We start from the raw sequence: 14,199 nt of genomic DNA on the forward strand, positions 1-14,199 counted from the left end.
CAAAATCTTCAAAAGAAAAAAGCAATCCCCAAGGTGGATTGCTTCTAAATATAACAACTATTGATTCAACTTCATGAAATACTTCCGGACAAACCACTTTCGTAATTCTTCTAAGAGGATCAATGGGATTGGAATGGCAATCAGGAATAGCCATTCGGCCACACCTAGGGCATGTGTGTTAAAGACGCCCTGTAAGAATGGTACATAGATAATCAGTGAAATTAGGAAGATTTCGAAGATAATTCCCGTGATAATGTGTCGGTTACTGAAGAAACCAATCTTAAAGACAGACGTGTACTTGGTACGAGCGTTCATGGCCGCTGCAATCTGGCAGAACACAATGGCCGCCAAGGTAATGGTGGTTGCTTCGGCATAGACGGAACCAGAGGCTGACAGCGCGTGCTTGGGCCAACCATAGGCGTAGTTCACAAAGAAGTAGGCAGCCGATGAAATTAAGGAAGCGACCAACCCGTAGAGCGCGAATGCTTTCCAAATAATGGACTTATTCAGTAGGTGTGCTTTTCGTGAACGTGGGGGTTCCTGCATAACACCAGGTTCACTCTTTTCAGAGCCCAATCCCAGCGCTGGGAGCATGTCCGTTCCCAAATCAATGGTTAAAATCTGCATAACTGTCAGTGGCAATGGGATTAAGCCCCCAGAAAAGAGGAAAAGAACGGATGGGAAGGCTTCAGGGACGTTCGAGTTCAAGATGTAAAGCAAGAACTTTTGAATGTTACTGTACACCGTTCGGCCTTCTTCAATGGCGGCAATAATCGATGCGAAGTTGTCGTCCGTCAAAATCATGTCGGCCGCTTCCTTGGCGACGTCGGTTCCGGTAGCGCCCATGGCAATCCCAATATCAGCTTGTTTCAAAGCTGGGGCATCATTGACACCATCCCCCGTCGACGCCACAATTTCACCGTTCGCTTGGTTAGCCTTCACAATGCGGTATTTCTGTTTAGGAGCCACGCGAGCAAAGAGTACTTCACCCTTGACTGCCTCGCGTAGGTCATCATCGGACATGTTGGTTAGCTCATCTCCCGTAACCACGCGGGCCTGATTGGATACCAAACCAATTTTGACGGCCACTGACTTTCCAGTGATTGGTCCATCACCTGTAACCATGATGATGCGAATACCGGCTTGGTGGGCCTTCTTCACCGCTGCATAGATTTCAGGACGTGGTGGATCGGCCATGATGGTCAAGCCGACAAAAGTCAAATTCTGTTCAGTATTTTCAGCAGTGGATTTCGATAAATCCTGACTTTCACTGTCTGACAAATCACGGTAAGCAACCGCCAAAGCACGGAGTCCTTGCTTCGCATAGGACTCGTTAGCTGCTTGAATTTGTTGAACATCATTGTCCGTAATGTCCCGAACCTGACCATTCGTCAAAATGGACTTAGTCTTGGCCAAGACACCGTCCAGAGCACCTTTCGTGTAGAGGGTCAGTTGCCCCTTCTCTTTTTTATTAATCGTCGACATCCGCTTTCGATCGGAATCGAAAACCAATGTTTTCTGACGAGGATTTTGCGCATTTAGCTCATCGCTGTTGAGCTGATACTTTTGAGCCAAAATCACGAGTGAGGCCTCGGTGGGCGTCCCCACGATTTGTGGTTGGCCATCGGGCTTGTTTGCTGCTTTAACCGCCGTGTCGTTGTTTAAGGTCACTGCCTTTAACAATAAGTCTAGATCAGCATTTTTTCCTGCTTTTACAGGTTGATCCCCATCCATCACCTGACCATTATTGACGTATCCTTCGCCGGACACCGTATAGACTTTGTCAGGAAGCCAGACATTGTTAATGGTCATCTGGTTTTGCGTGAGCGTCCCTGTTTTATCCGAAGCGATCACGGTCGTCTCACCCAGCGTTTCGACACTGTTTAGGTTTTTTACCAAAGCATGCTTCTTAGCCATTCGCTGGACACCCTGCGCTAATGACAAAGTCACCGTGGGGAGCAAGCCCTCAGGGATAAAGGCCACAACCATTCCAAGGGCGAAGATGAAGGACTGGGCCACCGGATAATGAACAAAGAAAATCGCCGCCAAGAAGAAGGCAACCCCGATTGAAATGGCGATAATGGACAGCTGACGGGTCAAACGGTTCAATTCGATTTCGAGTGGGGATGGCTTGGACTGTTGTCCCTGAGTTAACTTGGCAATTTGTCCAAATTCCGTGTTCATTCCCGTGTTGATAGCCATGGCTTTGGCAGAACCAGCAGAGGCCACTGTTCCAGCATAAACCAAATTTTGCTCAGCAAACTTACCCTCTCCATGGTGGTAGTCTGCTTTTTTGTCGGTCAGGTCAGATTCACCGGTTAAGGCTGATTCGTCAACTTGTAGCGAATCAGAAGAAATGACCCGGGCATCGGCCGAGATACTATCGCCCGCAGAAATGACCAATAAATCACCCGGCACAATCGCCGCCGTGTCAATTTGCTGTGACTGGCCGTCGCGAATAACCGTTGCCTTGGTTGGCAACATTTTCTTCAAAGCATCCGAAGCCTTCTGGGCCTGGTTTTCTTGCCAAAAACTAAAGAGCCCGTTAATCATGTTGACGGCCCAGATGGCGATTCCCAATTCCAACATTTGGGCAAAGATGGCGATGAAACCAGAAACCCAGAGTAGAATGGCCATTAAACTGGTGAAGTTCTTCAAAAACTGCCACAGTTTATTTTGACCCTTTGCGGCAGTAATGACATTCGGCCCATACTTTGCCTCTTGCGTTTTCACCTGATTGGCATTTAGCCCATTGTCACTACTTGCTACTGTTTGATAGAACTGGTCGATGGGCATTTGTGCCAATTGATCGGAACTCTGCTTTTGACTAGGCATCGTTTTCACCCTCCTTTATAGTTAAAAAACCCACAGAATAGCTAACCATGTTCATTTTGACCATGAATACCCATTCTGTAGGCTTTGTTTGTCCACTAGTGGGCTAAGAAGTTAGCAGCCCTTCCCATTCGAAATCATGGCGTAAACTGAATCAACTAGCATACCGCCAGCCATGACGTACATGGCTAACATCCCCTGCATACTAGCTAAAAGATAAATCGTGTAAACCCAAACTAAGGCCATAATGAAATGGAAAATTCGATTAAATGACATGTCTCCCGCTCCTCTTTTTTGATGATTACTACTTGTGTGACTAAATCATAACATATTTATTACACAAATTAGAACTATTCTTGTATACTATCCGTAGATAGAGGAGGAAATATGATGACAGAATCAAAAAAGCCGATCTATAACGACTACTTTTTTAACGAATCAGCCTACGATTACCACGATGGTGGCTATGTACCCTTGGAGAAGTATGATTCCCCAACGGTACCGTTGAACATTCCAGAAATCCTAAAACCGGATAAGGAAACCGATACCGATGTTTGGTTGACCGTTCACGCCCAACCTGGTGAAACCCAGATTGTTCCCGGACCAAAGACCAGGACTTGGGGCTACAACCAAAGCCTGCTCGGTAAGACGATTGTCTTTAAGAGTGGTAAGACTTACCACGTGACGTTGAAGAACACCTTGCCGGAACTCACGACTTTCCACTGGCACGGATTGGACGTACCTGGTCCCTTCATCGATGGTGGTTGTCATGCCCCCGTTTACCCCGGTGAAGCAAAGGAAATCACGTTCAAAGTCGACCAACCCGCGTCAACTACATGGTTGCACGCCCACCCATGTCCATTGACTGGCTGGGACGTTTGGCACGGACTTGCTGCCATGGCCTACGTCAAGGATGAGCACGAAGCAAGCTTGCCAATTCCACACAACTATGGTGTCGATGACATCCCTGTTGTCTTACAAGACCGTCGTTTCCATGAGGATAACCAGTGGGACTATGATGGCGACTACGATCCTGATGGAACCGCCGGTCCAACAGCGATGTTAAACGGAACCGTCAACCCTGAATTTGATGTCACAACCCAAAAGCTGCGCGTTCGTTTCTTGGATGGTTCCAACCGTCGCGAATGGCGCTTGCACCTATCTGACGACTTGGTCATGACCCAAATCGCTTCCGATGGTGGTCTCTTGCCAGAACCCGTTCAGATGACGAAGTTCATGATTACCTGTGCCGAACGTGCCGAATTCATCTTGGACTTTAAGGACTACAAGCCTGGTGACAAAGTCAGCCTGTACTCCGATGATATGCCAATCTTGACTTTCAACATCAAGGAATTCGCCAAGGATGACACCGAAATTCCAGAGCACTTGGCCGACACTTCATACCCTGATCCAGAACCAAACGCCCACGTGCACCAAGTGGTGATGTCTGGAACGGATGAAGAAGTCATGTTGAACGGTAAGAAGTTCGGTATGATGCGGATTGATGACCGGCAAGAACTTGGCAAGTCCGAGTACTGGGATATTACCAACACCAACGACTGCTGTGGCGGAATGCTTCACCCTTACCACATGCACGGTGGCTCCTTCCAAATTGTTTCGCGTAACGGTGAAGCCCCTTACCCTAACGAATTAGGCTACAAGGACACGGTTTCCGTTAACCCTGGTGAAACGGTTCGAATCAAGATGAAGTTCAACTACGAAGGTGTCTTCATGTACCACTGCCACATCATCGAACACGAAGACGGCGGTATGATGGCCCAGATGCAAGTTTGGACCAAGGAAGAACCTGAAAAGAAGTACGACCTAATGGCCATGGACACGTTAATGAACGCCCTCGCCGAGGAACGCGGCTGCAAAGTCAGCGAATTAAAGATTTCAAGCCTTGAATCCTACAAGAAGATGGGCATGGACATGTGCTAAGCTTTCCTTAAGCACATAAAAAAGAGCACGCCAGGATGTAAAAGTCTGGGCGTGCTTTTTCATGTGTTCGGTTGACCGAATCATCTTCATCCGTCTCACTCGCGAGTCTTTCCTTGACCAGCGCGTAGCAATTCAAGAGAACGATTAATATGGTCAACATTTGCTTTCGATTGACGAAGATAGGCATTCTCAATGAGGTTTTCATATTCATCCTGACTAATTAAAACGGCATTATCGTCAGAACGCTTTGAGGTAATGACAACGACCTCCGCATTATCATTAACTAGTTGCATGAACCGTTTCAAATTTTTACGAACGTTTGAATAAGTCACAGATTGCATCGTCACTCTCCTTTTTGGTCAGTAAATAACTGTTTTAATTATCCGATAGTTATCCGTTCTTATCAATATCTTGTACAATAACTTCGCCACGCTATCGCTTGAAACAAAACAGTCGATTAACAAAGATCACAAGCGAAAATCGCCAAAAACGTAGCATTTAATGAGCAAATCTATGGCATTGTTATTACAAAATAAAAAGACACGCTTAGGTATCGTAACCTTAGCGTGTCTTTTTCACTTTCATTGTCACCGAAGCCCTCGAACCATCAAAAAATCAAAGCAACGCGCAGGTAAAATCGTGTGCAGAAAAACTAACGGTTTTGCACCGAAACCAACTAGATAACGGGGTTTCGGCCTTTTCTTGGAAACTGCTTTACTGATTGTCTTTGAAATAATTACTGGCTGAGAAAGCAACTGACCACTGTAAATCGCTTTTAAATGCTCAGCCGCCTGATTAGCATCTTTTTCATATGCGCCGTTTTGAGCTGAGTCTTTTAAATGCTCCGCTGCAATAAAGCCCCAATCCGTTTTAATTAGGCCAGGTTCAATCAGCACCACTTGAATTCCAAATGAGGCAACCTCCATTCGTAAGGCATCTGAAAACGCCTCTAACGCATACTTTGTTGCATGATACCATGCCCCAAAATAACTGGTAAACCGGCCACCCATGGATGAAACGTTGATAACACGACCTTCTTTTTGTCGGCGCATATGTGGGAGAACAAGCTTTGTTAGTTCAGCTACGCCAAACAAGTTCACCTCAAATTGCCGGCGAGCCTCAGTCAAATCAACGTCTTCAATGGCCCCGTACGAACCGTATCCCGCGTTATTAATTAAAACATCTATGTGTCCCTCTTGCGAAATAATTGTTGTAACAGCGGCGACCATCGAATCTTTGTCAGTCATGTCGAACTGAATGCCATGGATCCCTGCCTGATCAAGTTTTTTAATTTTTTCTTCATCACGACCAGCTCCATATACGATGTATCCCTCACGTTGAAGAAATCGGGCTGTTTGAAAACCAATTCCACCGGTTGCACCAGTAATTAGAACAACTTTTTTCATCGTTCAACCTTTCAGTAGCTTATTCAGACTAACAAATGGAAGAGTACGCATCGTTAAATAAAAATCAACGCACTCATCACCACAATCAACTCCGCCATCACAACGTGAAAGCGCTTGTGATTGAGCAAGATGGCAATGTATTCACGAATCAATGCGTTTGGCAGGAAGTAAGAAGAAGTCTTCGCGCCAATACCGTTAATATTTAAACCAACCAAACGGGCGTATCCCGCTGCACGAAAGACGTGGTAATCGTTCGTGGCAAAAATGCCCTTATTGATATCAAAGCCGTGTGCTTCCAGTAATTGCTTTGAAAAGAGCATGTTTTCGTAGGTGTTTTTGGACTTGTCATCGACCAAAATTTTGTCAGCGGGCACACCGTGTTCGACGGCGTATTCTTTCATGGCAACACCTTCGGGCAGCTTCTCATCACCACCTTGTCCACCAGACATGACAATCGTCAGCATCTTGCCCGTCTTTTCAAACTGATTCTTTTGCAAATCAATGGCGGCCTGGATTCGTGATCCCAGTAATGGTGACACTTTAGTACCACCAATTAAGCCAGAGCCCAATACGATGGCGTATTCCTGGTCATTTTTTGGTCGAAAGACTTTGGTGATGAAAAAAGAGGTTAAGAAAGTCAGCACCCAAAAGAGTAGGTAGAGAACAAAAAGAATCGAAACGTTCTGTAAAAAAGCGATTGGTTTCGAATTTGGCCACCAGCTGTTTAGCAAACGGAATCCGGCTGGCACAATGATTAAAAGAAAGCCAATAATCAAGGTTAAGACATTCCCCAACGAATGACTTTCCCGGCGCCAAACAACCAAACCGTTAAAAATAAATAGGTAGGCCGACGTGGCCAATAACAAGAAGATTGGAATCGTAATGATGACTAAGAGCACGAAATAGCCACTCAGCAGCGTTGGCTGATTAAGCGAAACCAAAAGTAATGTCAGCGTTAGAAAATAAGCAAGAATGGTGATGTTGACAACAATTCCACAGAGCAGTCGGTAGCGATTTTTTTGAATTAAACGATGAGAAACATAGGTTAGGATGGCCGACAAAATGAGCGAAAAAATCAGCGGACCAGCCACCTGGCTAAATAAACGAGACATGAACAGCTCCTTCAGTTCTTTATCTTTGTAAGTTCATTATAAGGCATTTAAGTCAGGATGATAAGAAGCACGACCTTACAAAACAGTAAGTTTGCTGTTGCCGTCTTTGCTGGCCTTAACGTAAAAATTAGTACCCAGAGGCAGGGTAAAAATCGGCTGTGTGTGTCCAAAATCCACGTCGTAAAGAACGGGGATGGTTTGCAAAACGGGATATTTGTCGAGGATTAATTGCAGATTCTTCTCAGACATTTGATTTATCACTGGAAAACGTCCAATGACCAAAGCAGCAAGATCGGGATGAAGTTGCAAAATCTGTGCTAGTTGACTCGAAAACTCAAGCGGACTGCCCCCTTTTGCTTGTTCAACAAAAACAACGGGATTAGCTACTTCAGGAAAATAAGTGGTCCCAGCCTGCAAATTGTAAGTTTGAATATTGCCACCTGTTGAAGTGCCCCTAGCCGAACCCTCATTGTAGGCTTTCCATTCCCCTGCTTTCAGCTGTCGTGCAACGGAAGAATCGAACCACGCATCGGATGACCAGGATGCACTCGGCTTCAATTCAAAAGAACGATGGCTGACTGCTTCAAGAAAAGACTGACTTTGATACTCCTGCAACTCGTCCATTTTAAAGGAAGAATAGGCGGGACCGTAGAAAGTCGCTAGGCCAGTTTTTGCTCGGATAGCATTATGCAAACTCGTCGTATCTGAATAGCCACAAAAGACCTTAGGATGTTTTGCAAGCAAATCATAGTCAATGTATGGCAATAACTCGTTCGAGTTGTTACCTCCAATGGTCGTCATGACGGCCTTCACCTGCTCGTCAAGAAAAGCATCGTGCAAGTCTGCAACACGGGAGGCAATGCTGCTTGAGTAAAAGACATCGTTTTCCAAAATATGCTGTCCAAAGCTGACCCGAAAGCCCAGTGCTTCCAAACGTTTCTTTGCCCGTAAATTTTCATTAAATCCACCAACACGGGCGATGGATGAACTGGGTGAAATAATCCGGATTTCATCCCCTTTGTTCAATAAAGTCGGTCGCTTAATCATCTACACACTCCCAATCAAAAGTTACTTAATTGTACTATACTTGAACTATCCGAAAAGAAAAGGCTAATTAGGAGGCAACATGACCAAACATCCATCCATCCCCAGTCAAATTGAAGTTCGTGGCGGCCGAGTACATAATTTAAAAAACATCAACGTGGACATTCCACTCAATCAGTTTGTGGCCATTTCGGGACGCTCAGGTTCTGGTAAATCCTCCCTGGCCATGGGCATCCTCTTTTCAGAAGGGTCCAGGCGCTACTTGGAATCCTTATCCACCTATACCCAAAATCGAATGGGCAAGGATGTAGCGGCAGAGGTCGATTCAGTTCAATACATACCGGCAGCCATTGCCTTAAAGCAGCGACCGGCAACGCCGGGGGAACGATCGACTTTGGGCTCCATTAGCGAACTAGCCAATATCACTAGGCTAATCTTTTCACGCCTAGGTTCGCCAGTTTGTCCAAACGGCCACCGAATGGCCCCTTCCCTTGCCATTGCTCAAGCCATGAACGCCGCCGAAAAACCGGGTGAACACCATAATCAAGGGCAACTTACCTGTCCCGTTTGTGGCGTCCATTTTACGGCCTTTTCAGCGGAAGACTTTTCCTTTAATAGCACGGGTGCCTGTCCCACCTGTCACGGTACCGGACAGGTTCGTGAACTAGATGAACAGAAGTTGATTAAGGATGAGAATCTATCCATCAAGGACGGAGCCGTCGCTTCTTGGCACCTGCCTGGTCGTAATTTCATGCCCTCAATTGCCCAGACTTTGGGTGTTCGTATCGATGTCCCCTACAAGGATTTATCGGACAAAGAAAAACAGATTGTCTTACACGGGGAAAAGAAACTCTACCCGGTTGACTTTCATACCTCAACTGGTCGCGTCTATCACTCGGACGGTTCCCTCTATGAAAACGCCTATGATGCGGTCATGGATTCACTCGCCAACGTCAAAAGTCAGGCAACGCTCAAAAAACTGAACAAATTCTACCATTTCTCCATCTGCCCAACTTGTCATGGTTCACGGTTAAATCCGGCTTTGTTAAAACAGACGGTCGACGGGCAAAACATCGTGCAGGTGTCCAATTTACCACTAGGAAAATTAGAAGGCTGGGCAACACAGACCCTTTCTTCCTTACCTAAAAACATGACAAAATTGGCCAAAACGCTCTTTCAAAACTTAACGGGAACGTTGCGCCCAATCCTTGAACTCGGTCTGGACTATTTAACCATGTCACGACCCGGCGCATCGCTTTCAACCGGAGAGTTACAACGGCTACAACTGGCTAAAACAATCCGGGCCCAGACTACCGGTGTCCTTTATGTGCTGGACGAACCATCCATTGGACTACACCCGGATAACATTCGGGGCCTTATCAAAGTCTTTCGACAACTGATTGCACAAGGCAACTCGCTCGTCGTAGTCGACCACGAGGTGGACCTCATTGCAGCAGCTGACTGGATTATCGAGATTGGTCCAGGTTCTGGTGAGGCTGGCGGTCACGTCATTGATGCCGGAACACCAGGCGATTTAGCCAAGAAGCCAGCCTCACTCATTGCGCCATTCTTGACTGGGAAAGCCGACATCCTCCATCAAAAAGTCAATGCACAGGGTCAGGGCTGGACAACGCTCACGGTTGATCATTTTCATAATCTCAACAACGTTTCGGTAAAAATTCCAGAACACGAAATTTCGACAATCACGGGCTTTTCAGGAGCCGGTAAAACGTCACTGATTTTGGATAACCTCTTACCGGCCATTCAAGCCAAAAAAGCTGGGGATGGGTTGCCGAAAACGGTAAGTTCACTGACGACGTCAATAACTAATACGGTCGCCATTGATGCCAAACCAATCGGCCGGAATGCCCGCTCGACTTTGGCAACCTATACCAACATTATGGATGGTCTTCGGGAACTCTTTGCAGCTCAGCCAGCGGCGAAAAAAGCCGCCCTTACGCCAAGCGACTTTTCTTACAATAACAAGTCCGGAGCCTGCCCAACCTGTCAAGGATTAGGCGTAATTACGGAGGATGTGCAGTTTCTACCAGACATCGTTGAGACCTGTCCAACCTGTGACGGGGGTCGTTACAACGAGAAAATCCAGACCATTTTCTGGCGGGGACATTCGATCGTCGACATCTTGAATTTGTCAGTTAAAGAGGCCCTTCCCCTGTTTCAGGATGAAGAAAAGATTGAACAAGAGCTAAAACTACTTGATGAGATTGGGCTTCACTACCTCCATCTTGGCCAGGCAACGCCTTCTCTTTCTGGTGGTGAAGCACAACGGCTCAAGCTTGTTTCCCACCTACACAAAAGTCAAAAAAACAGTCTCTTTGTCTTTGATGAACCAACGATTGGCTTGCACCCCTTAGATGTTCAGACACTGCTCGGTGTCTTGAACCGACTCAAAGAAAAGGGCGCAACTATCGTCATTATCACTCATGATCTTGATATGATGACCAATGCTGATTGGTTAATCGACCTCGGCCCACGCGGTGGTGACCAGGGGGGACGTGTCATGGCGATGGGCCAACCAAAAGAATTAGCTGAGCAATCCAACAGTTTAACAACACAGTATTTACACGAACATTTCGAAAAATTTCACCTTTTTAGTGAAAGTTCTTCAAAGTTAGATAACGAACGTTTATAATGAAAGTATTCGTTTTAAATACTTCATAAATATAAACTAAAGGAGCTAGCATGGCAGAAGAACAGGACAGCCTCTTTCAATGCTTAATTGACCACGCCGAATACGACTTTGCGGGTGGTGCTTTCTTACACGAATTAGATCCGGAAACTAAGAAATTAATTATCGCCGATCATCCGAAAGCTTCTGATCAGAGCTTTATCTGTTCTGAACACTTGGTAAAATATCGTCTTCAAAAACTTGATAAGATGATTCAAGAGGATAAGAAAAAGAACAAGCAAATTCACCAAAAGATGCACCGTGTTCTCGACAACGATAACTACAAGATTATCGATGTTGGTAAGAAGCTCGAAAACACCTATACCCTTGGACAAAAGATTGCGGACGGTGTTGCCCACTTTGGTGGTTCGTGGCCATTCGTGATTTCCTTTGTCGCTATCATGCTTGGTTGGATTATCATCAACGTGACGCACGTCTTCGGCGCCAACTTCGATCCCTTCCCCTTCATCCTGTTGAACTTGTTCCTGTCAATGGTCGCTGCCATTCAGGCGCCCTTAATCATGATGGCGCAAAATCGTGCCTCTGACTATGATCGGATGGAATCAAAAAACGATTACCACGTGAACTTGAAGTCTGAAGAAGAAATTCGCCTTCTGCACGCCAAAGTCGACCACCTCATCCAACAAGATCAACCAAACAGCATGCAAATTCAAAAGATGCAAATGGAGATGCTAGCTTCCATCAATGAACAACTTGCTTTGCTGACAAAGGAAGAAGATGCAACTGACAACTTGAAAAAATAAGCAACAAAATGGCGCTCACGTTGAGCGTTTTTTTTGTGTGTTAATAAGAGTTTGGGCTGATTGCTGCACCTGATTAATTGGACGAATCGCAATATCGTTCACTGCAGCATCGGCTGGCATATCCAATACATTGGTGACCGCCGATGCAATGCGTTCGGCTGAAATTGCATATTCTTCGTAGTTTTTTTCGGCATTTTCACGAATCTTTGAATCATTCATGTGTGAGGCCAAATTAAAAAAAGGACAAACAATAAATGTTTGTCCCTTATTAAATAAATTATGATAGTTTATCCGTCAAAAACTTGACTGATAACTCATCTACCTCTTGATTTTCGTGAAGTTTCGAATGCTGAGCGTTCTTGCCTGAAATTAACCGTTCCTGGTAAGTACTTGGTGATTGAACAAAGTACTTCAGCGACTTGGAAGAATTGTTTGGCACCGTCGAATCGGACTGTGTCGATCCCGTACTGTTCCCGTAGATGTTTAGCACCTTCGTTGAGTTGTTCTGGTAGTACTTTTCCAATCCAGCTAAGGCCTTGAAGGTGTCGGTTTCCTGACTAGGCTGTCCCTGTTCATTCAATGACGAGAAAGCCGCCTCTTGACGGTTCAAACCGTTAAAGTGACCAGCAATGTCAATTTCGCGCTTAACCGCTGGCAGCTGGCTACTCTGCTGCACATGATTCTTCAGATAATAGACAATGGCCATGTTTCCCATGGAATGGCCAATTAGGTTGACCGATTGAATGCCTTGTTTGTGCAACTGGGTCATAATAGTCGTTACCCATTGGTTTGTCTTAGAAAAGTCTGAATTACGATTATCGTTAAATTGGACGAGGTAAATTGGATTTTTGTCACCAGCCTTGGCTTGGCCTGAAAAGTCGACTTTTCCGTTCTTTGAAACCGTGACGTTAATCGTACGGTTCGAAACCTTTTGCTTAATCAGATAGTTACTCATGTTTTTTTCGGCATTTCGTGATGAACCATAACCGTGGAAGAACACCGTTGCTTCCGTTGGCTTGGGCTCATTGCTTTTCGTTTGGTTCTGTTGCCGTTGATAAAGAAAGGCCGCGGCAGCGACCACCACGACAAGGAGCGGAATCAGGATAAGTAGAACTTTTTTGTATTTTTTCATTTCTTATCTTTCAGTTGAATTTCAACGGTCGCCTGCCGTGATTGCTCAGCAATCATCGGGGTAACGTATGGGGATGGTGCGTACTTTGCCTTGTAGGCGTCGTCGATTTTGCTTAGCAAGGACGCATCGTCAATTGGCTGGAAAGTCACGTCAAAGTCCTGACCAGCCGCTTGAATAATCCCGGTCCTGTTTGCCATCGCACTTTGATACCAGGAAGACTTCTGACCGTTATAAGCACGAACGAACAAGCGATTGTCAACAACAACCTCCCAAATCCAGGTTGGGGTTCCCGCAACACCGTTTGCACGGAATGGTGCGATGTGCAAGTCGTCGGCTTCGTTAATGCGGTTCAGTGTTTCAGTTGTCCAGATCATAAATCCTCCTTATTATTTTAACGTTGTAACGACCGGATTTTCGAGATAGTGATAAACACGCTCAACTTCAGCCGGATCATTAACATCTAACATTGATGGTTTCTTCAAATCCAATTGATTGATTCTCGTCATTTCGTCTTGTGTTAGCTCAAAGTCAAAAACAGAAAAATTCTCTTGAATTCGATTTTCATGTGTTGATTTTGGTATAACGATAATGCCTTGCTGAATATTCCAGCGAAGAATCACTTGTGCGACTGATTTTTCATGTGCCTGAGTAATTTCCGTCAAAACCGGCTCGGTAAACATCCCATTCATCCCTTCAGCAAAGGGTGCCCAAGCTTCTGGTTGAATCTTATTTTCTGCCATAAACTTGAGTAACTCGGGCCGCTGGAAGTGAGGATGGTGTTCAATTTGATTAACATGTGGTACTATTTCGACATTTTTAACTAGATCAATTAATTTTGCCTCATCAAAATTGCTGACACCAATAGCGCGGATTTTACCAGCCTTATATAAATCAATAATTGCTTGGTAAGAGCCATAATAATCACCGAATGGCATATGAATGAGGTAGAGATCAATATAATCAAGCTTTAACTTGTCAAGTGATTGATAAAAGGCCTGAACTGTCTGTCGATAACCCATTTCATTTACAAATGCCTTTGTTGTAATGAATAGTTGTTTTCGGTCGACGCCAGATTCTTGAATCGCACGGCCAACCGCTTCTTCATTTCCATATGACGAAGCAGTATCAATTAATCGATAACCATTTTTAATCGCCAGCTCAACTACCTGTTGTGTCTCATCTAAATCACTGATTTGAAAAACGCCAAATCCAACTAGGGGCATTTTAACGCCGTTCCTTAATGTCTGAAAATTATTCACTTTAATCCCCTTTCATTTTT

General features: G+C 45.2%; 13 protein-coding genes. 3 read left to right on the top strand and 10 right to left on the bottom strand.

Going from position 1 to position 14,199, the window contains the following annotated elements; translation table 11 throughout:
* Positions 1–57: 57 nt before the first annotated feature.
* The gene (locus tag IV71_RS02570) at positions 58–2,835 is read right to left on the bottom strand and encodes a cation-translocating P-type ATPase (RefSeq protein WP_010690820.1); all 2,778 of its coding nucleotides are present in this window, start codon (positions 2,833–2,835) and stop codon (positions 58–60) included.
* 111 nt (positions 2,836–2,946) lie between these two features.
* The gene (locus tag IV71_RS08210; protein ID WP_010690826.1) at positions 2,947–3,108 is read right to left on the bottom strand and encodes a hypothetical protein; all 162 of its coding nucleotides are present in this window, start codon (positions 3,106–3,108) and stop codon (positions 2,947–2,949) included.
* Between the two features lie 114 nt (positions 3,109–3,222).
* Between IV71_RS08210 and IV71_RS02575 the strand changes: the two genes are divergently transcribed.
* Positions 3,223–4,773 carry a multicopper oxidase family protein gene (locus IV71_RS02575; protein ID WP_010690827.1) on the top strand — a complete coding sequence of 517 codons (1,551 nt, stop codon included), beginning with the start codon at positions 3,223–3,225 and terminating at the stop codon, positions 4,771–4,773.
* A 95-nt stretch (positions 4,774–4,868) separates the two neighbouring features.
* Here the strand turns inward: IV71_RS02575 and IV71_RS02580 are convergent, their stop codons facing one another.
* From IV71_RS02580 to IV71_RS02595, 4 genes are all read right to left on the bottom strand, one after another.
* Entirely contained in the window at positions 4,869–5,114 is a 246-nt protein-coding gene (locus IV71_RS02580; protein WP_010690828.1) for a type II toxin-antitoxin system Phd/YefM family antitoxin, read from the bottom strand.
* A gap of 246 nt (positions 5,115–5,360) precedes the next feature.
* Entirely contained in the window at positions 5,361–6,179 is an 819-nt protein-coding gene (locus IV71_RS02585; RefSeq protein ID WP_056995003.1) for an oxidoreductase, read from the bottom strand.
* Positions 6,180–6,232: 53 nt separating this feature from the next.
* On the bottom strand, positions 6,233–7,291 hold the full coding sequence (locus tag IV71_RS02590; RefSeq protein ID WP_010690831.1) for a YdcF family protein: 1,059 nt from the start codon (positions 7,289–7,291) through the stop codon (positions 6,233–6,235).
* A gap of 75 nt (positions 7,292–7,366) precedes the next feature.
* Positions 7,367–8,338, bottom strand: a complete 972-nt coding sequence (locus IV71_RS02595) for a S66 family peptidase (RefSeq protein WP_010690834.1) — start codon at positions 8,336–8,338, stop codon at positions 7,367–7,369.
* A 79-nt stretch (positions 8,339–8,417) separates the two neighbouring features.
* On the opposite strand from IV71_RS02595, the gene IV71_RS02600 reads away from it, so the two are divergent.
* Together IV71_RS02600 and IV71_RS02605 are read left to right on the top strand one after the other, a co-directional pair.
* Complete coding sequence (locus tag IV71_RS02600) at positions 8,418–10,988, top strand: AAA family ATPase (RefSeq protein ID WP_010690835.1); 2,571 nt, start codon at positions 8,418–8,420, stop codon at positions 10,986–10,988.
* A gap of 50 nt (positions 10,989–11,038) precedes the next feature.
* Positions 11,039–11,788 carry a DUF1003 domain-containing protein gene (locus IV71_RS02605; protein WP_010690837.1) on the top strand — a complete coding sequence of 250 codons (750 nt, stop codon included), beginning with the start codon at positions 11,039–11,041 and terminating at the stop codon, positions 11,786–11,788.
* Positions 11,789–11,803: 15 nt separating this feature from the next.
* Here IV71_RS02605 and IV71_RS02610 read toward each other — a convergent pair whose 3' ends face one another.
* Genes IV71_RS02610 through IV71_RS02625 form a run of 4 tightly spaced genes read right to left on the bottom strand, consistent with a single transcriptional unit; the run spans position 11,804 to position 14,179 of the window.
* Positions 11,804–12,007: a hypothetical protein gene (locus tag IV71_RS02610; protein WP_010690839.1), complete on the bottom strand. Its 204-nt coding sequence runs from the start codon at positions 12,005–12,007 to the stop codon at positions 11,804–11,806.
* A 58-nt stretch (positions 12,008–12,065) separates the two neighbouring features.
* Positions 12,066–12,920 (bottom strand): alpha/beta hydrolase, encoded by an 855-nt coding sequence (locus IV71_RS02615; RefSeq protein ID WP_010690840.1) that lies wholly within the window; start codon positions 12,918–12,920, stop codon positions 12,066–12,068.
* The gene (locus tag IV71_RS02620; RefSeq protein WP_010690841.1) at positions 12,917–13,294 is read right to left on the bottom strand and encodes a DUF2255 family protein; all 378 of its coding nucleotides are present in this window, start codon (positions 13,292–13,294) and stop codon (positions 12,917–12,919) included. The genes IV71_RS02615 and IV71_RS02620 overlap by 4 nt, the downstream gene beginning before the upstream one ends.
* A 12-nt stretch (positions 13,295–13,306) precedes the next feature.
* Entirely contained in the window at positions 13,307–14,179 is an 873-nt protein-coding gene (locus tag IV71_RS02625) for an aldo/keto reductase (protein WP_029489797.1), read from the bottom strand.
* Positions 14,180–14,199: the final 20 nt, after the last annotated feature.

The organism is Fructobacillus fructosus KCTC 3544 (assembly GCF_001438695.1).
Classification (GTDB): Bacteria; Bacillota; Bacilli; order Lactobacillales; family Lactobacillaceae; genus Fructobacillus; species Fructobacillus fructosus.

Excerpts from the sequence above, each read along its gene's own strand:
- IV71_RS02570 (WP_010690820.1), bottom strand. The coding sequence starts at position 2,835 with ATGCCTAGTCAAAAGCAGAGTTCCGATCAATTGGCACAAATGCCCATC.
- IV71_RS08210 (WP_010690826.1), bottom strand. The coding sequence starts at position 3,108 with ATGTCATTTAATCGAATTTTCCATTTCATTATGGCCTTAGTTTGGGTT.
- IV71_RS02575 (WP_010690827.1), top strand. The coding sequence starts at position 3,223 with ATGACAGAATCAAAAAAGCCGATCTATAACGACTACTTTTTTAACGAA.
- IV71_RS02580 (WP_010690828.1), bottom strand. The coding sequence starts at position 5,114 with ATGCAATCTGTGACTTATTCAAACGTTCGTAAAAATTTGAAACGGTTC.
- IV71_RS02585 (WP_056995003.1), bottom strand. The coding sequence starts at position 6,179 with ATGAAAAAAGTTGTTCTAATTACTGGTGCAACCGGTGGAATTGGTTTT.
- IV71_RS02590 (WP_010690831.1), bottom strand. The coding sequence starts at position 7,291 with ATGTCTCGTTTATTTAGCCAGGTGGCTGGTCCGCTGATTTTTTCGCTC.
- IV71_RS02595 (WP_010690834.1), bottom strand. The coding sequence starts at position 8,338 with ATGATTAAGCGACCGACTTTATTGAACAAAGGGGATGAAATCCGGATT.
- IV71_RS02600 (WP_010690835.1), top strand. The coding sequence starts at position 8,418 with ATGACCAAACATCCATCCATCCCCAGTCAAATTGAAGTTCGTGGCGGC.
- IV71_RS02605 (WP_010690837.1), top strand. The coding sequence starts at position 11,039 with ATGGCAGAAGAACAGGACAGCCTCTTTCAATGCTTAATTGACCACGCC.
- IV71_RS02610 (WP_010690839.1), bottom strand. The coding sequence starts at position 12,007 with ATGAATGATTCAAAGATTCGTGAAAATGCCGAAAAAAACTACGAAGAA.
- IV71_RS02615 (WP_010690840.1), bottom strand. The coding sequence starts at position 12,920 with ATGAAAAAATACAAAAAAGTTCTACTTATCCTGATTCCGCTCCTTGTC.
- IV71_RS02620 (WP_010690841.1), bottom strand. The coding sequence starts at position 13,294 with ATGATCTGGACAACTGAAACACTGAACCGCATTAACGAAGCCGACGAC.